We start from the raw sequence: 22110 nt of genomic DNA on the forward strand, positions 1-22110 counted from the left end.
GCCGCTGCTCGTCAGGCGCGAGCGCGTCGTTCCGCGTCGGCCTTCATCCGGGCGGCCCGGTCGATGTCGGACTGCTGCACGGCGGCTACCGAGCCGAAGATGGCGACCGCCTGGTAGTACGTCCATGCCAGGCTCAGGCAGGCCGGCCGGACGACGGAGTTGTAGGTGGCGCAGGACCGCTTCAGATCCTCGTAGAAGGCGCTGTCGAGGCGCGGCTTGTTGGCGCTGAACTGGCCGACCGCCTTGTAGTTGCGGTAGCCGAAGTCGTGGCGGGCGCAGGACAGGGTGAACTTGAACCCGAGCGGGTTGTCCGGACTGGACGAGCAGTAGTCGGTGGACCAGTCGAAGTTGTACTCGGCCCAGGGTGCGCGATTCTGGCGGGCGGAGTACCAGGCGTTGTAGCTGCTGACGCTGGTCTGGGTCCAACTGGACAGGACGGACAGCTTCTGCTGCGGGGTGACGGCAGCCGTGGCGGGAGAGGCCACGGCGAGGGCGGTGAGCAGCGCGAGCAAGCCCGAGGCGAGGGTGGTGGCGAGACGTCTGGGCACGGTCATACCTCCGCGGGGGTGTGCGGCAGAGCAGGTTGTTACCGGCGAGTTACCGGGGTTCGATAAGTCTCGATCAATGGCGCGGCCTGCCGGTGTTACCCGCGAGAAATATTGGTGACCGGTGCCGAAACAGACGAATGCCCTGGACACCGTCGGTGTCCAGGGCGCTGGCCGGGCGGCCTAGTCGAAGAAGCGGGCCAGGTGGGTGGCGGAGGGGCCGTCGTCAGCCGGTCCCAGCGGGGTGAGGTCGGCGAAGATGGAGGCGCCGTCGCTGCCGGCGTGCAGGGGGTACCAGCGCGGGGTGCCCGGCGGTCGCATCACGCAGATGCCCTTGACGGTCTGCACGTCCAGCAGCCGCACGTGGGTCGGGTCGGCCACCGCGTTGACATGCCCCCACCAAGGGCTCATCACGTGCAGTACGCCTCCGGGACGGAGTACCCGGTGGCACTCGTCCAGCAGCGGGAGGAAGTCGATCAGGTGTTCCAGGATGTGCACCGCGAACAGCACGTCCACCGAGTCGTCGGCCAGCGGCAGGGAGCCAGACAGGTCGGCGACCGCGTCCACTCCGGGGGCGGGAAAGATGTCGAGCCCGAGATTGCCCGGCCACTGCTTGGTGGCACCGCAACCCAGGTCGACCACCACCGGGTCGCGTCCGCCGACCCGTACCCGACACCAGACGCCGAAGACCCCGGCCAGCCGGCCGACCTGCTCGCGTACCAGTCGCAGCTGGGCCTGCTCGTCGACCTCGCCGGTCAGGTGGGCGACACCCCGGTCGAAGCGGACCTCGACACCGAGCGGGCGCAGCCGCTCGTCGTGGCGGACCTGGTCCGCCCATGCCTCGGTGAGGAACCCGTCCACCGCCCGCAGTCGCTCGGCCGAGGACGGAGAATGTGCCAACGCGACCATGCCGGGCCACCTCCGGCCGGCCGTTACCCGGATAATCGCCCGGTATGCGCAGGTTGTGGCGCAAATTCGCGCGGGGTCAGCGCGGGATGGGCCGCCGGGGACGTCCCGAACGCATCCGCTGCCGCGGCGCGGCCGCCGTCCGGGGCCGCTTCAGGTGGTAGCGGTGCAACTCGTTGTTGCCCGGCAGGGACGGGTCCTCGCTCATCGCGACCAACTCCCAGCCCTGGTCGCCGGCCCGGTTGAGGTGAGCCAGCGCGGTGTCGCCGTACGGCGTGACGTCGATCATGGATCCGTCCGGGCCGTACCAGGAGAAGACGACCTCGAAGCCGAGGTCGTTGGTGGCGGCCTGGCGGCGGCGCACCAACAGGGCGTACTCCCACCTGAGCATGGTGTCATTGTCGCCCCGCCGTCCGGATTCCGCTGGATCAAAACTCGGTGATCCGCCCGGCGTCCACCCGCAACCGCCGGTCGAGACGCACCGCCTCCAGCATCCGTCGGTCATGGGTCACCAGCAGCAGCGTGCCCGGAAAACTGGCCAGTGCCGACTCCAGTTGCTCGATCGCCGGCAAATCGAGGTGGTTCGTCGGCTCGTCCAGCACCAGCAGGTTGACGCCGCGCCCCTGCAACAGGGCCAACGCGGCCCGGGTTCGTTCGCCCGGGGAGAGCGTCGCGGCCGGTCGCAGCACGTGCTGCGCGCGCAGGCCGAACTTGGCCAGCAGCGTCCGCGCGTCCGCCGGGGAGATGTCCGGCACCGCGGCCCGGAACGCGTCCAGCAACGGCGCGTCACCCAGGAACAGCCCACGGGCCTGGTCCACCTCACCGACCACCACGCCCGGACCGAGCGCGGCCTGGCCGGCGTCCAGTGGCAAGCGGCCGAGCAGGGCGGCCAGCAGGGTCGACTTGCCGGAACCGTTCGCCCCGGTCACCGCCACCCGGTCGGCCCAGTCGATCTGAAGGTGCACCGGGCCGAGGGTGAAGTCGCCCCGGCGTACCACGGCGTCGCGGAGGGTGGCCACGACGGCGCCGGCGCGGGGCGCGGCGGCGATCTCCATCCGCAGCTCCCACTCCTTGCGTGGCTCCTCGACCACCTCTAGGCGTTCGATCAGCCGCTCGGTCTGTCGGGCCTTCGCCGCCTGCTTCTCGGACGCCTCGGATCGGAACTTCCGACCGATCTTGTCGTTGTCGGTGGCCTTGCGCCGGGCGTTGCGGACCCCCTTCTCCATCCAGGCCCGCTGGGTACGCGCTCGTGCCTGGAGTCCGGCCCGGGTGTCGGCGTACTCCTCGTAGTCGGCGCGCGCCTGGCGGCGGGCCACCTCCCGCTCCTCCAGGTACGCCGCGTAGCCACCGCCGAAGTGGTTCACCTGCTGCTGGTGCAGGTCCAGCTCCAGCACCGAGGTGACCGTGCGGGCCAGGAACTCCCGGTCGTGGCTGACCAGCACCGTGCCGGCGCGCAGCCCGGTGACGAAGCCCTCCAGCCGATCCAGGCCGGCCAGGTCGAGATCGTTCGTCGGCTCGTCGAGCAGGAAGATGTCGTACCGGCTGAGCAGCAGCGACGCCAGCCCGGCGCGGGCGGCCTGGCCACCGGAGAGGCTGGTCATCTCCAGGTCGAGATCGACGGCGAGGCCCAGTTCGGCGGCCACCTCCTCGGCCCGCTCGTCCAGATCGGCCCCGCCGAGCCCGAGCCAGCTCTCCAGGGCGGCGGCGTACGCGTCGTCCGCGCCCGGTCGGCTGGCGGCCAGCGCCTCCGTCGCCGCGTCAAGGGCGGCCTGCGCCCCGGTCACGCCGGTGCGGCGGGCGAGGAACGCCCGCACCGTCTCCCCGGGCCGGCGCTCCGGCTCCTGGGGCAGGTGCCCGACGCTCGCGCCGGGCGGGCTCACCGCGACGCTGCCGGCCTCGACCGGCAACAGACCGGCGAGCGTACGCAGCAGCGTCGACTTGCCGGCCCCGTTGGCCCCGACCAGGCCGACCACGTCACCGGGGGCGACCACGAGGTCCAGGCCGGTGAAGAGGGTTCGTTCCCCGTGCCCGGCGGCGAGATCCTTGGCGATCAGCGTGGCGCTCACAAGCAGTCGAGCCTACCCGTCGCCGCGCGGCCGCCCCCCGGGACGAGGCAGACTCACGTGCGTGTTGACCACTCTGGCGATCGACTGCGGCGGCGGCGGGATCAAGGCGTCCGTCCTCGACGGCGCGGGCACCATGCGGGCCCAGCCGATGCGCGTGCCGACGCCGTATCCGCTGCCGCCGGATCTGTTCGTCCGGACGCTCGTGGAACTCGGCGGTCGGTTGCCGGCGGCCGGTCGGGTGACGGTGGGTATGCCGGGCATGATCCGGCACGGCGTGGTGGTGGCCACCCCGCACTACGTGACCCGTTCCGGCCCGCGCAGCCGGGTCGACCCGGCACTGCTGGCCGAGTGGTCCGGGTTCGACGCCCGCAGCGCGCTCTCGGCCGCGTTCGGCCTGCCGGCGCTGGTGCTCAACGACGCCGAGGTGCACGGTGCCGGGGTGGTCGCCGGCACCGGCTGCGAACTGGTGCTGACCCTCGGCACCGGGCTGGGCAGCGCCCTCTTCGACGGTGGAGTGCTCGCCCCGCACCTCGAACTGTCCCACGCCCCGGTGCGCTGGGGCACCACCTACGACACGTACGTCGGTGAGCCCGAGCGCCGCCGGCTGGGCGACGCGTTCTGGTCCCGCCGGATCCGCCAGGTGGTGGAGGGGCTGCGTCCGGTGTTCCGCTGGGACCGGCTCTACCTGGGCGGCGGGAACTCGCGCCGGATCCGCCCCGAGCAGCTCACCCGGATGGGTGACGACGTGGTGGTGGTGCCCAACAGCGCCGGCATCGTCGGCGGCGTCCGCGCCTGGGATCTCGCCACCGTGTAGGAGGGTTCTCTCGGGCAGGAAAAGCCGCCGGGAACAGTCGCGGTACGGCCGGTGTTGTGCCAGCGTCGGAGCAGTGGTGCGACACGGAGGGGGTGGCGGCATGGATCTGCTGGCCGAGTACCGGCGGGCGACCCTGTTCTTCGAGGCGGGCGACCCCGGCAGCGCGGCCCGGCTGCTCGAACCGATTATCGAGGCGGAGCCGGACAACGCCTCCGTCCGACAGCTGCTGGCCCGGGCCTACTTCCAGTCGGCCCAGCTCAGCCGGGCCGAGGAGCAGCTGCGGGAGCTGGTCGACCGCAACCCCAGCGACCACTACGCCCACCATGTGCTGGGCCGGACGCTGGAGCGGCTCAACCGCTACACCGACGCGCTGCGTCACCTGCGCATCGCGGCGGCCATGCACTCGTCCAACGACGACTACACCTCGGCCCTGCGCCGGGTCGAGACCCGGGTCGGCGGCGGCCGCTGAGCTAGGAGACAAGCGTCGAGAGGGCAGCCCGGATGGGCTGCCCTCTCGACATCTGCGGGGTCCGGCAGCCGGCGTGGCCACGATGGCCGGGCCGGCGCCCGGCGTGCCTACGATGGCCGTATGAGAGCCGACCGGGCGGTGGACGTGGCATGAAGCTGAAGCTGGACCTGCACGACATCTTCAACAAGGGCCACGACATCGACCGGGCTCTGCGCGGGATCATGGACGAGGCGGTGGCCAAGAAGGCCACCCTCGTCGAGATCATCCCGGGCAAGGGCTCCGGCCAGCTCAAGAAGCGCGTGCTGCGCTTCCTCGACCAGAAGGACGTCAAGCAGCTCTACCACCGGGTCGAGAAGGACTCCAAGAACTTCGGCCGCCTCTTCGTCCACTTCCGCTGGAAGTAGCTGCCCTACAGCGGGTAGGTGCGGGCTACGGCGAGCATCTCGGAGCTGTGCGAGCCGGCGACGCCGACGTCCGGTGGGCGGGGGCGGAAGCCGGGCAGCGTGTCGAGGCCGTCACTGGCGTCCATCGCGCGCAGCGCGATCCGGTCCGCCTTTGGCGTGACGGTCAGCGTGACCTCGATCCCCTCGGGCGGCGGGGCGTGGAAGACCACCCCGAAGCCCCAGCGCCCCTCACGGGTTTCCACCGGCACCGTCCGGCCTGCGACGACGGCGCGCCGGACCTCAGCGGTGGACGTGTCGACGTGCAGGGTGGTCAGGCGTACCTGGCGCTGCGGGGTGAGCCGCAGGGTAAGTGTGCGTTCGCCGTTCGCGGTGGTGTCGGCCAGCACGTCCAGCCGGGGCGCGGGCAGGTCGGCGGGCTGTGCGGGGCCGCCGAGGAGTTCGTCGCCGCCGATGCCGGGGAACTCGTCGGCGACCTGGACCGGGCCGTCCACGTACTCGTCGGTCCAGGGTTGCGGCTCGGTCTCGTGACTGAGCCAGCGGGCCTGGCCGGTGCCGGCGTCCAGCGCGTACATCAGGTGGGTGGGCACGGGGTGCGCGGCGTCGAACCGGTCGACGGCGAGGCCGACCCCGGCGAGGACCACGGTGGCCAGCGTGGCGGCCCCGGCCGGCAGGGCACCGAGTCGGCGGGCCCGCAGCGCCCTCATGCCCCGCTGGCCGCCGGCCTGCGGGTGCAGCAGATCGATCACGGGCAGCGCGGCGAGACCGAGCAGCACCGCGAAGAGCGCCGCGACGCCGCCCATCGCCATGCCGAGCGCCGGAAAGAGCAGCACCACGGTGGGGAGCAGCAGGATCACCGCGACCGCCGCGGCGACGGTCACCGCGATCACCGGTACCGGACCGTCGATGCGGCTGGCCAGCGCCACCAGCCCGCCGATCGCCCCGGCCAGGGCGGGCAGGGTCGCCAGGTACGCCCCACCGGGGGCCAGGAACGCCAGCAGCACGCCGAACAGCGCCAGCCAGCCGAGCCCGCCGACGGCCAGCGCGGCCGGGCCGACCCGGCGTCGGCTCAGCGCGTACCAGGCGAACACGACGGCGGCGGCCAGCGACAGCACGGCCAGCCGGTACCAGGTCGGCCGGTACGGGTCGAGCAGTTCGGCGTAGCCCGGCCGGAGGGCGGCGATCACCGCCCAGAGGAGCTGGGCACCCACCGGCGCCACCACGATCGGCACCAGGGCCAGCCCGAAGCCGGCGGCCAACCGACCGCCGGTGACCCGGTTCCGGCGTCGGGCCAGCCAGCCGAGCGCGACCACGCCGGCCAGTGCCAGCAGCGCCAACGGCAGCACCAGCCAGCCGGGGTAGCGGGCGAGGCCGCCGGGCACGGGGAAGTAGGTGGCGTCGTGGCCGGCGCGCAGGTCGGCGAGGTCGATCCGGCCGAACTCCCGGGCGAGGCCGAGGGTGTTGTCGCCGTGGTGCTGGAGGCTGGCCCGGTCCATCGCCGCCGGGGTGTCCAGCGGCGTGTGGTAAATCGCACCCCCGTCGAGGTACGCCGAGTTCAGCCCGCGGAACCCCTCGTCGAGGAAGGCGGTGAAGTCGGTGTCGTTGGGCAGCGCGCGGTACACCTCCACCGCGAACGAGGTGCCCACCGGGTGCGGTGCCGCCTCGCCGAAGACCTCGACCAGGCGGGCGTTCTCCGGTGACGTCTCGAACATGATCACCGGGCCGGTGCGGCCCCGTGCCTCCAGGTTGAGCACCACCCCCTTGCCGGCGGCCAGCGGATGCTCGGAGGCGAACGCCGAGGCTCCGCAGAGGCACGCCTCCTCGGCGTCGGTGAGGACGAGGACGATGTCGTTGCGGGGCGCCGGGCCGTCGGTCAGCGCGCGGGCCACCTCCAGGATGGTCGCGACCCCAGCGGCGTCGTCGTTGCCGCCCGGCCCGGTCTGCACCGCGTCGTAGTGCGCGACCAGGAACACCGTGCCGGTGGGGTCGGTGCCGGGCAGCCGCGCCACCACGTTGCGGACCCGGGCCAGGGTGGCGCCGCCCGCCGCGCCGCTGAGCTGCCCGGCCTCCTCGGCGACCGTGTCCTGCACCTGCGTCTGCAACCCGAGGCCACGCAGTACGCCTTCCAGGTGGGCGCGCACCTCGTCGTTGGCCGGGCTGCCCGCGACGTGCGGCCGCCCGGCGACCTGCGTCACGTGCGGGTACGCGCGCGCCGCGCTGAACTCGCCGGTCGGCGTGTCGACCGGGCGAGGTGCCGGAGGACGCAGGTCGAGCAGGGCGCTCGCGCCGACGGCGACGAGCGCGACGAGTGCCGCGAGCGCGGCGAGACGACGTCGACGTGGCCGGGTGAGGGCGCGGTCGGTGACGGGGCTGGGGGGTGCGCCCACGGGTGGCTCCTCGCGAGGGGGTGGTCCTGGAGTGGACCATCATCCTCCATGCCACCTGGGGGCGCTCCGTCATGTTGTGTGCGAACGTTGTCTAATACAGGATCAGCAGGGCGCTCGGAAGGAGCCCGACATCACCAGCGATCATCCGCCAGTCACGGCGGTGACCCGGCCGACCCGGGGGTCCGGGATGACCGGTCCCTCCGTCGTGTCGTGGCCGTACCCGCAGGGCGGGCTGGGTGGCAACCCGAACCTGCCCCCCGGGGAGCGGCTGCGGGTGCTGCTGGTCGAGGACGACGAGGGGGACGCGTTCCTGGTCGGCGAGCTGCTGGCCGAGACGAACTCCGGCATCGACCTGCTGGTGGCGACCAGCCTGAGCGAGGCCCGTCGGCGGATCGCGGGGGTCGACTGCGTCCTGCTGGACCTGGGTCTGCCCGACGCGCAGGGGTTGGACGGGCTGCGGCAGGTGCTGGAGATGTCCGGCAGCGCGGCCGTGTGTGTGCTCACCGGTCGCACCGACGAGCACCTGGGCATCGTGGCGGTTGCCGAGGGAGCCCAGGACTACCTGGTCAAGGGCCAGGTCGACGGGGTGTTGCTGACCCGGGCACTGCGCTACGCGGTGGAGCGCAAGCGGGCCGACGAGAACGCCCGACGGCTGCGTGAGGTGGAGCTGCGCCAGGCCGAGTCGGCCCGGTTGGAGCGTGGCCTGCTGCCCCAGCCGCTGATGTCGACCGACCAGATCGCGGTACACACGTTCTACCGGCCCGGAAGGCACGCCGCCCTGATCGGCGGTGACTTCTACGACGTGGTGCAGACCCGTCCGGACCGGGTCGATCTGATCATTGGTGACGTCTGCGGTCACGGCGTGGACGAGGCGGCGCTCGGCGTCGAACTGCGGGTGGCCTGGCGGGCGTTGATCCTCGCCGGGGTGCCGGACGACGAGGTGCTTCCCGCGCTGGAACAGGTGCTGGTGAGTGAGCGCCGGCTGCAGGAGATCTTCGCGACCGTGGCGACGGCCCGGCTCGACCTCGACGCCGGCCGGGCGACGGTGCGGCTGGCCGGCCATCCGCCACCGGTGCTGCTCGCCGAGGGCCGGGTGACTCCGGTGCCGGCACCGGGTGGTCTGCTGCTCGGCGTGCGGCCGCGTCGGCCGGTCGCCTTCGACCTGAAGTTCGACACCGAGGACTGGTCTCTGCTGATGTACACCGATGGTCTGATCGAGGGCCGGGTCGGCGCGGGCGACGAACGCCTCGACGTGCCCGGCCTGACCCGCCTGCTGGCCGAGCCGGCCAGCCAGGCGGTCCCGCTGTCCGACCTGCCGGCCTGGCTGGTCGGTCGGGCGGAACAGCTCAACGACGGTCCGTTCGCCGACGACGTGGCGATGCTGCTCGTCACGCGGGGTGGTGGCCGGTGACCACCACGGGTGCCGGCTGGAGTCTGCGCGGCCGGCTGGCCGTGCTGGTCGTGGTCGTCGGGTTGCTGTTGATCGGGGTGGCCGGCGCGGAGGCGGTGGTCGCCACCCGTAACCGGGCGCACATCGACGCGGTGCTCAACCAGACCGGTCCGCTGCGGGCCCAGTCCCAGGAGTTGCTCGCGGTCCTGGTCGACCAGGAGACCGCGATCCGGGGGTACGCGTTGACCGGCGAGCGGGAGGACCTCGTTCCGTTCGACACCGGCCGGCAGCGCGAGCAGGAACTGGCCACCTCGATGGACCGGCTGCTGGCCGGCTACCCGGAGCTGCGCGACGAGTTCGGCACGGTGCGGCAGCGGGCGGAGCAGTGGCGCCAGGCGATCGCCCTGCCGGTCATCGCCGCCATCGAGACCGGTGGCGCCACCGCCGGCCAGCAACTGCTCACCGATCGGTCGCGGCAGCAGTTCGACCAGATCCGGGTCGCCGTCGACGTGCTGCAGAACGGCATCCTGGAGGTCCGCGACGAGGCTGCCGCCGACGTACGCAGTACCAGCAACCTGCTGGTACTGCTGCTGGTCATCGCGGCACTCGTGGTGCTTGTCGCCGGCGTGGTGCTGCTCACCTCGCTGGAGCGGATGGTGATCCGGCCGCTGACCAGCCTGGCCGGGCAGGTCCGGGAGGTCGCGGTCGGTGACTACGGCCACGGCATCACGGGCACCGGTCCGCCGGAGTTCCAGCGTCTCGGCGCGGACGTGGACGCCATGCGGCAGAAGATCGCCGCGGACCTGGCCGAGGTGCGGGAGGCACGGGAGCGGATCGAGTGGGTCAACACCCAGTTGCAGAAGCAGGCCGAGGAGCTGACCCGGTCCAACCGTGACCTGGAACAGTTCGCCTACGTCGCCTCGCACGACCTGCAGGAGCCGCTGCGCAAGGTGGCGAGCTTCTGCCAGCTGCTCCAACGGCGCTACGCCGGGCGGCTCGACGAGCGGGCCGACCAGTACATCGCCTTCGCGGTGGACGGCGCGCAGCGGATGCAGCGGCTGATCAACGACCTGCTGGCGTTCTCCCGGATCGGCCGGCTCACCACCGGCTTCACCGATGTCGACCTGAACCACCTGATGGCGGAGGTGGCGGCACAGACCGAGCCGGCCCGGCAGTACGCCGACGCCGAGCTGACCTGGGGCGAGCTGCCGGTGATCCGCGGTGAGGAACCCCTGCTGACCAACCTGCTGGTCAACCTGGTGAGCAACTCGGTGAAGTTCCGTCGGGCGGACGTTGCGCCGAAGGTGCACGTCTCGGCCCGGTTGATCGGCGAGGATTGGGAGATCACCTGCCAGGACAACGGCATCGGGATCGAGCCGGAGTTCGCCGACAAGATCTTCGTCATCTTCCAGCGGCTGCACGCCAAGGACGCGTACCCGGGCACCGGGATCGGGTTGGCGATCGTCAAGAAGATCGTGGAGTACCACGGTGGTCGGGTCTGGGTGGACACCGACGTGCCCGAGGGGACGGCGATCCGTTTCACCCTGCCCGCGCTGCCCGCCGACGTCGAGGCCGCCACGAGCACCACCGGGGCGGACGGGGCCGGCGCGGACGTGGACACGGCGGACGGCTCCGACCCGGCGGACGGATCGGAGCCGGCGGAGGCCGGGACGGACGCGGCGCCGGGCCGGGCCGATGACGCGGTCCGGGCAGGTGACGGTACCGTCGGCGCCGAGGCCGGCGGCGGATCGCAACGCCCCTCGGCCGTCGCCGGTTCGTCACAGACCGGCGGTGGGACAGGTGGCATGAAGGAGGCGGTGGGATGACCGCGCCGGCGGACGGCAACAGCCCGATCGAGGTGCTTCTGGTCGAGGACGACCCGGGCGACGTGTTGATGACCCAGGAGGCGTTCGAGGAGCACAAGCTGCGCAATCGGCTCAACGTCGTCTCCGACGGTGCCGAGGCGCTCGCCTACCTGCGCCGCGAGGGCCAGTACGCGGACGCGGAGCTGCCGGATCTGATCCTGCTCGACCTGAACCTGCCCCGACGGGACGGCCGGGAGGTGCTGGAGGAGATCAAGAGGGACGAGCAGCTCCGCCGGATCCCGGTGGTGGTGTTGACCACCTCCCAGGCCGACGAGGACATCCTGCGCAGCTACCAGCTGCACGCGAACGCGTACGTGACAAAGCCGGTCGACTTCGAGCAGTTCATCTCGGTGGTCCGGCAGATCGACGAGTTCTTCGTCAGCGTGGTGAAGCTGCCGCCGCGTGGCTGACACCCTGCTCGACGACGTCGCCGGGCTGTTGCGGGAGACCGCCGACCGCGTCGTGCTGCCCCTGTTCCGCCATCTCGACGTCGCCGACGTGAGCGAGAAGGCCCCCGGCGAGCTGGTCACGGTCGCCGACCGTCGGGCCGAGGAAATGATCAGCGCCGGGTTGCTCCGGTTGCGCCCCGGTTCGGCGGTGGTGGGCGAGGAGGCGGTGGCCGACGACCCCGACCTGCTGCGTCACCTACGGGCCTCGGGGGACGTGTGGCTCGTCGACCCGGTCGACGGCACCGCGAACTTCGCGGCGGGCCGCCGCCCGTTCGCGTTGATGGTCTCCCTGCTCACCGACGGTGAGCCAGCGGCCGCGTGGGTGTTCGACCCGCTCGCCGACGCGCTGGCGACCGCCCGCACCGGCGAGGGCACGTACCTGGACGGCCAGCCGTTGCACCTGCCCGACGGGGCGCCACCAGTGGGTGAACTGCGCGGTGCCGCGATGACGAAGTTCCTGCCGGGGCCGTCCCGGCGCACGGTGGAGGCTGGTGGTGCGCGCCTCGGCGAGCTGCTGCCGGGGCAGCACTGCGCCGGCCGCGAGTATCTCGACGTGCTCACCGGCCAGCAGCAGTTCGTGCTGTTCTGGCGGACCCTGCCCTGGGACCACGGCCCGGGCACCCTGCTGGTGCGGGCCGCGGGCGGCGTGGCCCGCCGCCTAGACGGCACCGACTACCACCCCGCCGACACCGAACACGGCCTGCTGGTAGCCGTCAACGCCGAGGTCTGGACCGAAGTCCACAGCGCCCTCCTCCCGACCTGACTCCCTTCGCCGCGTTGATCATGAGGTTGACGGCAGCCTCAGAGATCAAACTTGCCGTTCACCTCATGATCAACGCGCGGATGGGTGCGGAGGGTGAGGGGGCGGGTACGCAGGGGTGAGGGTTGGTGGGGGTGGGGGGTTGGTGGGGTGGGTGACGGGGCTGGTTCCGGTATCCTGACCGGCGGCCTTCCGCCAGCAGGCCGCCGACCGGCGCCGGCGGGGGTCGCCGCCGCGCAGTGCTGACCATGGGGGCCGGCGGCCGACGAAAGGATGCTTTCGTGCGCAGGTCCATGCCCGTCCGGCGGCACGCCCACCGGCCGCTGATCGCCCTGCTCGCCGCCGTGGCGCTGCTGCTCGGCGTGGGTGCCGTGCCGGCGTACGCCGAGCCCAACGAGGGCGGCAGCAAGAAGCTGCGGGACGCCCTGGAGGCCACCGCGAAGGCGCACATCGACGCCAAGCGCAAGCTGGACGGTTCCAAGAAGCGGCAGAAGCAGATGGCCAAGGAGCTGTCCGCGATGGAGGACCGGCTGGACGAGCTGACCGCCATGGTCGGTGAGGTGGCCGCGCAGTCCTACCGGGTCGGCCGGCTCAGCCCGGCAGCCGTACTGCTGGACAGCGCGACGCCGGAGGCGTTCGTGCAGCGGGCCGCCAACCTCGACATGATGGCCCAGCGGGACGGCCGCCGGATCCGGGAGCTGACCGAGGCCCGTGAGCAGGCCCGGCAGGCCAAGTTGGCGATCAATGCCGAGGTGCGCGAGCAGACCAAGCAGTTGGCCGTGATGGCGAAGAAGAAGAAGGAGGCCGAGGCGGCCCTGGCGGCGGTCAGTTCGGGCAGCAGCGGCGGGTTCAGCGGCGGCAGTTCCACCTCGGCGAAGCCGGCGCCGCGAAACTCCGACGGCTCCTGGCCCGGCGAGTCGTGCTCGGTGAACGACCCGACCACCTCGGGCTGCATCACGCCCCGCACCCTGCACGCGCTCAAGCAGACCCAGGCCGCCGGCTACAAGCGGTATGTCTCCTGCTACCGCAGCGGCGGCTCCGGCGAGCACCCCAAGGGGCGGGCCTGCGACTTCGCCGCCGCCCCGAACGGCTTCGAGGACCGCACGGCCACCGGCGGCGACAAGTCGTACGGCGACAGCCTGGCCGCCTGGCACGTGCGTAACGCCGACCGGCTCGGCGTGCTCTACGTGATCTGGTACCGCCAGATCTGGCACCCGGGCACCGGCTGGCAGGCGTACAGCGGGAGCGGCAGCCCGGCCGCCGACCACACGAACCACGTTCATCTCTCGATGTACTGACCCGCCGGCCCGGGGCTGCTGCGTACCATCGCCACGATGAACTCTCCATCGCCTGACGTGGCGGCCCCGTCCGCGCCCTCCTCGGCGCAGGTGCCCCGGGCCCTGCCCAACAGGCTCGCCGCGTTCCTGGTCTTCTACTCCAGCGGTGCCGTCCTGGTGCTGGAGACCGCCGCGTTGCGCCTGGTCGGGCCGTACGTGGGGGTCACTCTCCAGGTGACCAGCTCGGTCATCGGCATCGCGCTGGCGGCGATCGCGTACGGGGCGTGGGCGGGCGGCTGGCTGGCCGACCGGCGCAACCCGCGTACGCTGCTGGCCCCGGCACTGGTGCTCTCCGGCATCGCCACCGCGATCACCCTGCCGGCGGTGCGGTACGCCGGTGAGGTGCTGCGCGGCGGTGCGGCCAGCGCCGTGCTGCTGCTGGTCGCGGTCGCCGTCTTCGCACCCGCGATGCTGCTCTCGGCGGTCAGCCCACTGGTGATCAAGCTTCAGCTCGCCGACCTGCGCCGCACCGGTCAGGTCGTCGGCCGGCTCTCCGGCATCGGCACGCTCGGTGCCGTCACGGCCACGCTGGTCACCGGCTTCGTGCTGGTGGCCGCCCTGCCCAGCACGGTGATCCTGTTCGGGCTGGCCGCGTCCCTCGGCATCACCGGCATCGCGCTCGGGGTGTACCTGCACCGACAGGACCGCGCCGTCCTGCCCGGACCGGCCCGGGTAAAGGCCGCCCTGGCGGTGCTCGGCCTGGCCGGGGCCGGGCTGACCATGGTCGCCCCGAATCCCTGCGACGTCGAGACGGCGTACCACTGCGCCCGCGTCCAGGCCGACCCGGGCCGGTCCAGCGGGCGGACGCTGCTGCTCAACTCGGCCCAGCACTCGTACGTGGACCTCGCCGATCCGACCCACCTGGAGTACGCGTACACCCGCTGGATCGGGGCGGTGGCCGACGTGCTCGCCCCGTCGGGCCAGCGGCTCGACGCGCTGCACCTGGGCGGCGGCGGGTTCACCGTGCCGCGGTACCTGACCGCCACCCGGCCCGGCACCGACAACCTGGTGTTCGAGATCGACGGTGGGCTCGTCGAGCTGGGGGAGCAGCGGCTCGGCGTACGCCAGGGACCAGACCTGCGGGCGGTGGTGGGCGACGCCCGGATGCTGGTGGCCGACGAGGCGACCGACAGCCGCGACTTCGTGGTGGGCGACGCCTTCGGACACCTGGTGGTGCCCTGGCACCTGGCCACCCGGGAGATGGCCGCCGAGATCCGCCGGGTGACCCGCCCGGGTGGCGTCTACGTGCAGAACGTCATCGACTACCCGCCGCTGCGGTTCATCCGCAGCGAGGTGGCCACCGTCGCCGCCGAGTTCGCGCACGTCGCCCTGATCGCGCCGCCCGAGGCGCTGGCCGGTGAGCGGGGTGCCAACTTCCTGATCGTCGCCTCCGACACACCGCTGCCGCTGGCCGCAGTCCGGGCCCGCCTCGACGGCGCCAACGAGCCGGCGAGCCTGCTCAGCGGCGGTGACCTGACGGACTTCGTCGGGGACGCGCTGGTGCTCACCGACGACTACGCTCCGGTGGACCAACTGCTCGCCACCGCCTGATCGGGTGACATCCGTGACCGAATCAGACCAGAAAGGTGTAGGCGGCCTCACGTCGGGCAACAACGCCGACCATGGGTGATGCGGTGAGCAGGGGAGCGCAACTGCTCGGTGAGCGGTACCGGCTCATCGAGCAGCTCGGCGCGGGCGGCATGTCGGTGGTCTGGCGCGGCTACGACGAGGTGCTCGGTCGGCAGGTGGCGGTCAAGGTGCTCGCGTCCCGGTTGGCCAGCGACCGGGCGTTCCGGCACCGCATCCGGATCGAGGCCCAGGCCGCCGCCCGGCTCTGCCACCCCAACATCACCAACGTGTACGACTACGGCGAGTCGGTACAGGTCGGGTTGACCGTGCCGTACGTGGTGATGGAGTTGATCGACGGCGGCCCGCTCACCGCACGGTTGGCCCGCGACGGACGCCTGCCGTGGCGGGAGGCGGTGACGGTGGCGGCCGAGGTCGCCTCCGCACTGGCCACCGCGCACGCCCGAGGCGTGGTGCACCGCGACGTCACCCCCGGCAACGTGATGCTCACCGCGACCGGTGTGAAGGTGGTCGACTTCGGCATCTCCGCACTCGTCGGTGAGAGCGAGAAGGGGCCCGACGGCACTCTGCTCGGCACCCCGGCGTACCTCGCTCCGGAACGGCTCGACAACGGCCAGGTCAGCCCGGCCACCGACGTGTACGCGCTCGGGCTGCTGCTGTACCGGATGCTCAACGGTCGGCTGCCCTGGCAGGCCGACACCACCACCCAGATGCTGCGCGCCCACATGTACCGCGAGCCGGAGCCGATGCCCGACGTGCCGAACCTGCCCGCCAGCGTCGCCGCCCTCGTCCACCGTTGCCTGGCGAAGCGACCGGCGGACCGGCCGGCCACCGCCGAGTTGGCCCGGGTGCTCGCCGAGGCGGCCGGCAAGGTGCCGACGGTGCCGGTGGGTGCCGGCGCTGCCGACCCGTCGTCGCTGGCCGACGCCGGTACCACGATCCTGCCCTGGTCCGCGGCGACCGACGCGCTGCCGCTGGCCGGCCCGCGCACCCGGCGTCGGCTGAGCCGGCGGCGCCGGATCGAGGCGGTGACGGCCGCCGCCGGGCTGATGGCCGTCACGGCGGCGGTCTGGGGCGTCACGTCGCACAGCCCCGCCAGCGGCGGCATGGATCAACCGACGCAGGCGCGCATCGGCGGCGAACAGGAGGTCCCCTGCCAGGTCACGTACGCGCTGCGCAAGGATTCCGGCAAGGACTTCACCGCGGAGCTGAGCCTGACCAACACGGGAGACCGTGAGCTGCGCGACTGGACCATGAGCTTCGCGTTCCCCGGCGAGCAGCAGGTGACCACCGCGACCCCGGCACCGGTCCGGCAGCAGGGCCGGTCGGTGGCGGTGCAAGCGGTCCCGCAGCGGCCCGCCCTGGCACCGGGTGCCACCGAGAAACTGAACCTGACCGGGCGGTACACCGGGACGAATCCGCTGCCGGTGGAGTTCCGGGTCGGCACGGCGGTGTGCGGGGTGCGGGTCTCCGGGGTGGCCGGTACCGCGCCCACCACCAAGCCGGCACCCACCAGGTCGGCTCCGGCCAAGACGGTGAAGGCGTCGGCGGGCAAGGCCGGCTCCGGCGACACCAGACCCAAGGCGCAGAAGCCAAAGGCCGAGAAAGCCAAGCCGGACGACGGCAAGGCGAAGGGCAAGGGCGGGGGTAAGCCGCAGCCGGGTAAGCCCGGCAAGGGTCCCGGCCGGTGAGCTGACCGCCGGTCAGGACAGCGTGGCGAAATGCTGGATCTGTTCGATCGTCCCCTCGACGATGAGAATCGTGTCATCGGCGAGTTGCATGTCGTCCGCGACGTACCGGTACCGCTGCTCGCCGGACCGCTTCATGCCGACCACCCGTACGCCGTAGCGTTTCAGTAGTTGGATCTCGCTGGTCGGGCGACCCGCGAGCGACCGCGGAACGCGGACCCGCGCCACCGCGAAGGCCTCGTCGAACTCCACGAAGTCGAGCGTCCGGCTGATGATCAGATGAGCGAGCCGCTCGCCGGTCTCCGCCTCGGGGAAGAGCACGCGGTGCGCTCCGACCGATGAGAGGATCTTCGCGTGCTGCCCCGAGGTCGCCCGGGCCCAGATCTGCGGTATGCCCAGCTCCACCAGGGCGAGCACGGTGAGCACGCTGGCCTCGACGGAGGCGCCGATGGCCACCACCACCCGTTGCACGTCGCTCAGGCCGAGTTGGCGTAGGACCTCCTCGTCGGTGGCGTCGGCCTGCGTCACCTGATCGATCATCGACGACCATTTCTGCACCTGCTGGGCGTCCCGGTCGATGGCCAGCACCTCGCGGCCGAGGGCGGCGAGCGACTCGGCCAGATGGCTGCCGAATCGGCCGAGGCCGATCACGGCGATGCCGCCCGTGTCCGTACTTCTATCCGACAATTGGTTGCTCCTCTGGGTAGCGGTAGAGCCGGCGTCGGGTGTTCAGCGCGATCGCCGAGCCGAAGGTGAGCGGCCCGACCCGGCCGACGTACATGAGCACGATCAGCAGCAACTGGCCGCCGTCGGACAGGGACGACAGGACGCCCACCGAGAGTCCGGTGGTGCTGAACGCCGACGTGACCTCGAACAGTGCGGCGTAGAACGGGAGCTTGTCGGTCATCGCGATCAGCGCGGCGGTTCCGGCGGCCACGATCGCGACACTGAGCAGCGCGACGGTGAGGGCCTGCCGCTGGCTGGCGGTGGCGATCCGGCGGTGGCCGACCGTGACGTCCGGCTCGCCGCGGACCTCCGCCCAGATGACGAAGGCGAGCAGGAAGAAGGTGGAGACCTTGATTCCACCGGCCGTGCTGGCGCTGCCGCCGCCGATGAACATCAGCCCGGTCAGCAGGGTGTAGCTCTCCTCCCGCAGCACCTCGGTCGGCACCACCTCGAAACCACCCGTGCGGGCCAGGGCGATCTGCGCGAACGCGGCGACCACCTTGCCGGGTACGTCGTACTGGCCGACGGTCCACGGATTGGCCCACTCGGCGGCCAGGAACGCGACCGCACCGAAGGCGACAAGCGCCGCGCTGCCCCAGATGGTCAGCTTGGTGGCGACCGCCCAGCGGGCCGGCTGCCGCCACTCCCGGACGGCCTCGAACATGGCCGGGAACCCGAGACCGCCGATGATCGCGCCGAGGGCCAGCGGCAGGCTCACCCACGGGTCGCGGGAGAAGGCCAGCAGACCGTCGCGGTAGAGCGAGAATCCGCAGTTGTTGAACGCCTGGATGGAGTGGAACCCGGCGGACCAGAGGGCATCCCAGAACGGTTGGTCGTAGGCCAGCCAGAGCCGCCCGGTGACGATGACGGTCATCGCCAGCTCGCAGGCGAATACCGTGGCGGCGATGCGCAGCAGCAGACGGCGCACGTCGCCGAGCCCGTACTCCGCGGTCTCGGCCTGCAACAGCAGCCGGTTGTGCAGGCCCAGCCGCCGGGACACGGTGAGGATCACCAGGGCGGCACCGGTCAGGATGCCGAGCCCGCCCAGCTGGGTGAGCACGGTGATCAGCACCAGCCCGGAGCCGGACCAGTAGTTCGGGGTGTCGGTGATGGTCAGGCCGGTGACCGAGATGGCCGACGTGGCGGTGAACAGCGCGGTCATGAAGGGTGCGTGCTGGTACTCGATGGTCATCGGGCGCAGCATCAGCAGGCCGGTGCCGATCAGGATCGCCACCAGGAAGACCAGCGGCACGAGCCGCACCGGGTGACGAAAAAACCGACGCACCAGACAATCTTCTGATTCCGCCCGACGTTCCGGGCCGGAACCGGCATCCCGACCCCGTGTCGCCGGCCTCGCCTTGCTCTGCTTCAACGGACGCAACGGCGGAGGATTCACCGGATGGTCAGGCGCGGACCAACTGCCGGTCAGCCCGGGCAGGTCTGCTGAGGCGGTCCCCCGACAAGTCAAGGAGACCGCGTTGCGACGTACCCTTTCCGCCCTCGGTGTGTCGGTGGCCCTGCTCGCCGCCGCCGTGGCCACGCCCATGGTCGCCACGGCGAAGCCGGCCGCCGGCCCGGACCCGGCCCGCGTCGGTGACCAGCCCATCGTCATCGGTCACCGGGGCGCCAGCGGCTACCGCCCGGAGCACACCCTGGAGGCGTACCGACTGGCGATCCGGATGGGTGCCGACTACATCGAACCGGATCTCGTCGCGACGGCCGACGGTGTGCTTGTCGCGCGGCACGAGAACGAGATCGGCGGCACCACCGACGTGGCGGCGCGGCCGGAGTTCGCCGACCGCCGGACCACGAAGACCATCGACGGAGCGTCGGTGACCGGCTGGTTCACCGAGGACTTCACCCTCGCCGAACTGCGGACGTTGCGGGCCAAGGAGCGGCTGCCCCAGGTACGGGTGACGAACACCGCGTTCGACGGGCAGTTCCAGGTGCCCACCTTCCAGGAGGTGATCGACCTGGCCCGGGTCGAGAGCAGGGCGCGCGGGCGGGTGATCGGTGTCTACCCGGAGACCAAGCACCCGACGTACTTCGCCTCGATCGGCCTGCCGCTGGAAGAGCCGCTCGTCGAGGTGTTGCGCCGGAACAAGATGACCAAGCGGAACGCTCCGGTGATCATCCAATCCTTCGAGACGGCCAACCTGCGGCGGCTGGACCGCATGATCGACGTCAAGCTGGCCCAGCTGCTCAACGCCGCCGGCCAGCCCTACGACTTCACCCTGGCCGGGGACACCCGCACGTACCGTGACCTGGCGACCCCCGCCGGCCTGCGCTGGATCTCCCGCTACGCGGACGGCATCGGGGTGCACAAGGACCTGATCGTGCCGCGGAACTCCGCCGGTGGCCTGCTCACCCCGACCACCCTGGTCAGGGACGCACACCGGGAGAAGCTGATCGTGCACGCCTGGACCTTCCGGGCGGAGAACCAGTTCCTCCCGGCCGACTTCCGGATCGGCACCGACCCGAACGCCCGAGGTGACATCCAGTCCGAGTACGAGCTGTTCTACCGCCTCGGCCTCGACGGCGTCTTCACCGACCACCCCGACACCGCAGTCGCCGCCCGCGCCGCCCTACCCCGCCGCTGACCCCGACCGTCACACACGGCCCGCCGTCCACCCCGGCCGGCGGGCCGCCCCTACCCCACGCTGCTTCGCCCCGCCTACCCGTCCCGCCCCGGTCTAGCCTGCAACTTCGGGGATACTGCTGCCTCCGGCGCTGGCGACCCTGCAACTTCGGGGTTGTTGCTGTCTCCGGCGACCACCGCCGGGGTCCGTCGTGCGCAGGATGCCGCAACTCGTGCCGTTAGGCGGGCGGGATACCCCGAGATGCCGCAACCGGTGTACGACGGGTCCGGGCCGGGCGTTGTACGGCCGACGCCTTCCTGAGTCGGGTCGCCGGTGAGCTGGCCGCCGCCCGGCGGGAACTGGTGCTGATCGCCGAGGAGAACGTGCGGATCAAGCGGGCGCTACGCAGCTGGCAGGCGCGGTTCACGCCGAGGATGCGGCGGTGAGCGCCGACCGCTTCGTGGTGCATCTGCCGGTGCGGGTCCGGGACGTCGCCGCCGCGAAACGGTTCGCCCGGACGATCACCCGGGCGCTGAGTTTCTTCGAGAACATCGAGGTGGCCGGGACGACCGTCTCAGCGGAGGACAATCAGGGCGTACGCCACTGGGTCTTCTGCGACCAGCCGCTCGACGGCGGCAGGCGGTGTGCCCGTGACGCCGACCACGACGGACCCTGCCGCCCGCGCTGAGCGGGGCCCGGAAATCGGTCCCGCCTGGCGGACCCGAGCGTGGGGGTGGGCGACACATCGTCAGGGAGGGAGCCTCTGTCGCCTCGGCAGGTCGCCGTCACGTGGTCACCGATGCTGTAACCGGAGCCCACCCCACCCCCGTTACTTGTGTGTTTCGACCACATGGCCCGTGGGTGACGTCACTTCTAGCGTGAGCCGACACATAAGGTTTCCTCCCTCTGAGTCCTCACGTGGAGTCGCAATGACGGTCCGGACGACACGGCGGGTGTTCCTCTCCGCCGCCACGATGATGGCCGCGGCGATCGCCGCCACGGCCTGTGGCAGCCCCCAGGACACCGCCAACGGTGGCGGCGACAGCGCCGCGCCGGTGAAGGTTGGTCTGGTCTACTCCCAGTCGGGAGCGTTGGCCAGTTACGGAAAGCAGTACATCGAGGGGTTCAGGGCCGGCCTGGACTTCGCCACCAACGGCACCAACAAGGTCGGTGACCGGGCGATCGAGATCACCGAGGTCGACGACGCGGGTGACCCGGCGAAGGCGGTCTCCGCGGCCAAGGACCTGATCGGCAAGGGCAACAAGATCATCGCCGGATCGACGGCCTCGGGCGTGGCGCTCCAGGTGGCCCCGATCGCCGCGCAGAACAAGGTGCTGTTCATCTCCGGTCCGGCCGCCACCGACGCGGTGACCGGCGCGAACAAGTACACGTTCCGCTCCGGCCGCCAGTCGTACCAGGACGTGGTGACCGCGAAGTCGTTCATCGGCGACCCGGCCGGCAAGAAGGTCGTGGTGTTCGCCCAGGACGGTGCCTTCGGCGACGCCAACGAGGCCGCGGTCAAGGCCGTCATCGGCGGAGCCGGCGCGAGCGTCAGCGCCGTCCGGGCGCCGGCCAGCGCGACCGAGTTCACCCCGTTCGCCAGCCAGATCAAGTCCGCCAAGCCGGACCTGCTCTTCGTCGCCTGGGCCGGCACCACCGCCCCGGCCATGTGGCAGACGCTGGACCAGCAGGGCGTGCTGACCTCCACCACGGTCGTCACCGGCCTCGACATCCGTGCCTCGTGGCCCACCTTCGGTGCCGCCGGCAGCAAGATCTCCTTCCTGTCGCACTACTTCGACGGCGCCAGCGACACCGAGGCGGCCAAGGCCGCCAAGGCGAAGATCCCCGGCGGCACGCTCGACCTGTTCCACCCGGACGGCTTCGCCGCCGCCCAGATGGTGGTCCGCGCCGTGGCCGAGGGTGGCGACGACGTCGACAAGATGGTCACCGCGCTTGAGGGCTGGAGCTTCGAGAGCGTGAAGGGCAGCATGACCATCCGCGCCGAGGACCACGCGCTGCTCCAGCCGATGTACCAGGCGAGCCTGACCGGCAGCGGCGACACCTTCACCGCGACCGCTCAGAAGGCGCTCACCGCCGACGAGACCGCGCCGCCTGTTCAGGCGATGAAGGGCTGAGGCGCA

The 22110-nt window shown here is 71.7% G+C and carries 20 protein-coding genes and 1 pseudogene; 14 read left to right on the plus strand and 7 right to left on the minus strand.

The window, feature by feature from the left end; translation table 11 throughout:
• Nucleotides 1–11 precede the first annotated feature (11 nt).
• The 4 genes from O3597_RS00130 to O3597_RS00145 form a co-directional block, all read right to left on the minus strand.
• The gene (locus O3597_RS00130; protein ID WP_164448457.1) at nucleotides 12–548 is read right to left on the minus strand and encodes a phospholipase; all 537 of its coding nucleotides are present in this window, start codon (nucleotides 546–548) and stop codon (nucleotides 12–14) included.
• Between the two features lie 180 nt (nucleotides 549–728).
• Nucleotides 729–1454, minus strand: coding sequence for a methyltransferase domain-containing protein (locus tag O3597_RS00135; RefSeq protein WP_164448455.1), 726 nt, complete (start codon nucleotides 1452–1454; stop codon nucleotides 729–731).
• A 76-nt stretch (nucleotides 1455–1530) separates the two neighbouring features.
• Entirely contained in the window at nucleotides 1531–1842 is a 312-nt protein-coding gene (locus tag O3597_RS00140) for a hypothetical protein (protein ID WP_164448454.1), read from the minus strand.
• A gap of 37 nt (nucleotides 1843–1879) precedes the next feature.
• Entirely contained in the window at nucleotides 1880–3517 is a 1638-nt protein-coding gene (locus O3597_RS00145) for an ABC-F family ATP-binding cassette domain-containing protein (RefSeq protein ID WP_281602943.1), read from the minus strand.
• A 61-nt stretch (nucleotides 3518–3578) separates the two neighbouring features.
• On the opposite strand from O3597_RS00145, the gene O3597_RS00150 reads away from it, so the two are divergent.
• The 3 genes from O3597_RS00150 to O3597_RS00160 all read left to right on the plus strand — a co-directional run bounded on the left by O3597_RS00150 (nucleotide 3579) and on the right by O3597_RS00160 (nucleotide 5204).
• The gene (locus O3597_RS00150; RefSeq protein WP_093403500.1) at nucleotides 3579–4331 is read left to right on the plus strand and encodes an ROK family protein; all 753 of its coding nucleotides are present in this window, start codon (nucleotides 3579–3581) and stop codon (nucleotides 4329–4331) included.
• A gap of 100 nt (nucleotides 4332–4431) precedes the next feature.
• Nucleotides 4432–4800, plus strand: a complete 369-nt coding sequence (locus O3597_RS00155) for a tetratricopeptide repeat protein (RefSeq protein ID WP_164448452.1) — start codon at nucleotides 4432–4434, stop codon at nucleotides 4798–4800.
• A gap of 149 nt (nucleotides 4801–4949) precedes the next feature.
• A complete protein-coding gene (locus tag O3597_RS00160) occupies nucleotides 4950–5204 on the plus strand; it encodes a Smr/MutS family protein (RefSeq protein WP_013736060.1) in 255 nt (84 codons plus the stop codon).
• Between the two features lie 5 nt (nucleotides 5205–5209).
• Here the strand turns inward: O3597_RS00160 and O3597_RS00165 are convergent, their stop codons facing one another.
• Nucleotides 5210–7588: a M28 family peptidase gene (locus O3597_RS00165; RefSeq protein WP_281602944.1), complete on the minus strand. Its 2379-nt coding sequence runs from the start codon at nucleotides 7586–7588 to the stop codon at nucleotides 5210–5212.
• Nucleotides 7589–7748: 160 nt separating this feature from the next.
• Between O3597_RS00165 and O3597_RS00170 the strand changes: the two genes are divergently transcribed.
• The 7 genes from O3597_RS00170 to O3597_RS00200 all read left to right on the plus strand — a co-directional run bounded on the left by O3597_RS00170 (nucleotide 7749) and on the right by O3597_RS00200 (nucleotide 16667).
• Nucleotides 7749–8999 carry a fused response regulator/phosphatase gene (locus O3597_RS00170; protein ID WP_216592847.1) on the plus strand — a complete coding sequence of 417 codons (1251 nt, stop codon included), beginning with the start codon at nucleotides 7749–7751 and terminating at the stop codon, nucleotides 8997–8999.
• Complete coding sequence (locus O3597_RS00175) at nucleotides 8996–10804, plus strand: sensor histidine kinase (RefSeq protein ID WP_281602945.1); 1809 nt, start codon at nucleotides 8996–8998, stop codon at nucleotides 10802–10804. The genes O3597_RS00170 and O3597_RS00175 overlap by 4 nt, the downstream gene beginning before the upstream one ends.
• Entirely contained in the window at nucleotides 10801–11253 is a 453-nt protein-coding gene (locus O3597_RS00180) for a response regulator (RefSeq protein ID WP_164448451.1), read from the plus strand. Before O3597_RS00175 ends, O3597_RS00180 begins: the two co-directional genes overlap by 4 nt.
• Nucleotides 11246–12055: an inositol monophosphatase family protein gene (locus tag O3597_RS00185; RefSeq protein WP_164448450.1), complete on the plus strand. Its 810-nt coding sequence runs from the start codon at nucleotides 11246–11248 to the stop codon at nucleotides 12053–12055. The genes O3597_RS00180 and O3597_RS00185 overlap by 8 nt, the downstream gene beginning before the upstream one ends.
• A 290-nt stretch (nucleotides 12056–12345) precedes the next feature.
• Complete coding sequence (locus O3597_RS00190; protein ID WP_281604661.1) at nucleotides 12346–13350, plus strand: hypothetical protein; 1005 nt, start codon at nucleotides 12346–12348, stop codon at nucleotides 13348–13350.
• 36 nt (nucleotides 13351–13386) lie between these two features.
• The gene (locus O3597_RS00195) at nucleotides 13387–14940 is read left to right on the plus strand and encodes a fused MFS/spermidine synthase (protein ID WP_281602946.1); all 1554 of its coding nucleotides are present in this window, start codon (nucleotides 13387–13389) and stop codon (nucleotides 14938–14940) included.
• 83 nt (nucleotides 14941–15023) lie between these two features.
• Nucleotides 15024–16667, plus strand: coding sequence for a serine/threonine-protein kinase (locus O3597_RS00200; protein ID WP_281602947.1), 1644 nt, complete (start codon nucleotides 15024–15026; stop codon nucleotides 16665–16667).
• Nucleotides 16668–16679: 12 nt separating this feature from the next.
• Here O3597_RS00200 and O3597_RS00205 read toward each other — a convergent pair whose 3' ends face one another.
• Together O3597_RS00205 and O3597_RS00210 are read right to left on the minus strand one after the other, a co-directional pair.
• A complete protein-coding gene (locus tag O3597_RS00205; RefSeq protein WP_281602948.1) occupies nucleotides 16680–17351 on the minus strand; it encodes a TrkA family potassium uptake protein in 672 nt (223 codons plus the stop codon).
• Nucleotides 17341–18675, minus strand: coding sequence for a potassium transporter TrkG (locus tag O3597_RS00210; RefSeq protein WP_281602949.1), 1335 nt, complete (start codon nucleotides 18673–18675; stop codon nucleotides 17341–17343). The genes O3597_RS00205 and O3597_RS00210 overlap by 11 nt, the downstream gene beginning before the upstream one ends.
• A gap of 193 nt (nucleotides 18676–18868) precedes the next feature.
• On the opposite strand from O3597_RS00210, the gene O3597_RS00215 reads away from it, so the two are divergent.
• From O3597_RS00215 to O3597_RS00230, 4 genes and pseudogenes are all read left to right on the plus strand, one after another.
• A complete protein-coding gene (locus O3597_RS00215; protein ID WP_281602950.1) occupies nucleotides 18869–19990 on the plus strand; it encodes a glycerophosphodiester phosphodiesterase in 1122 nt (373 codons plus the stop codon).
• 287 nt (nucleotides 19991–20277) lie between these two features.
• Nucleotides 20278–20415, plus strand: a pseudogene (locus tag O3597_RS00220) (DivIVA domain-containing protein); the annotation flags it as partial.
• Nucleotides 20412–20657: a hypothetical protein gene (locus O3597_RS00225; protein ID WP_281602951.1), complete on the plus strand. Its 246-nt coding sequence runs from the start codon at nucleotides 20412–20414 to the stop codon at nucleotides 20655–20657. The pseudogene O3597_RS00220 and the gene O3597_RS00225, both read left to right, overlap by 4 nt.
• 241 nt (nucleotides 20658–20898) lie before the next feature.
• Complete coding sequence (locus tag O3597_RS00230; RefSeq protein WP_164448444.1) at nucleotides 20899–22104, plus strand: substrate-binding domain-containing protein; 1206 nt, start codon at nucleotides 20899–20901, stop codon at nucleotides 22102–22104.
• The last annotated feature ends 6 nt before the right edge of the window (nucleotides 22105–22110 follow it).

Source organism: Verrucosispora sp. WMMA2044 (genome assembly GCF_027497155.1).
GTDB lineage: Bacteria > Actinomycetota > Actinomycetes > Mycobacteriales > Micromonosporaceae > Micromonospora > Micromonospora palythoicola.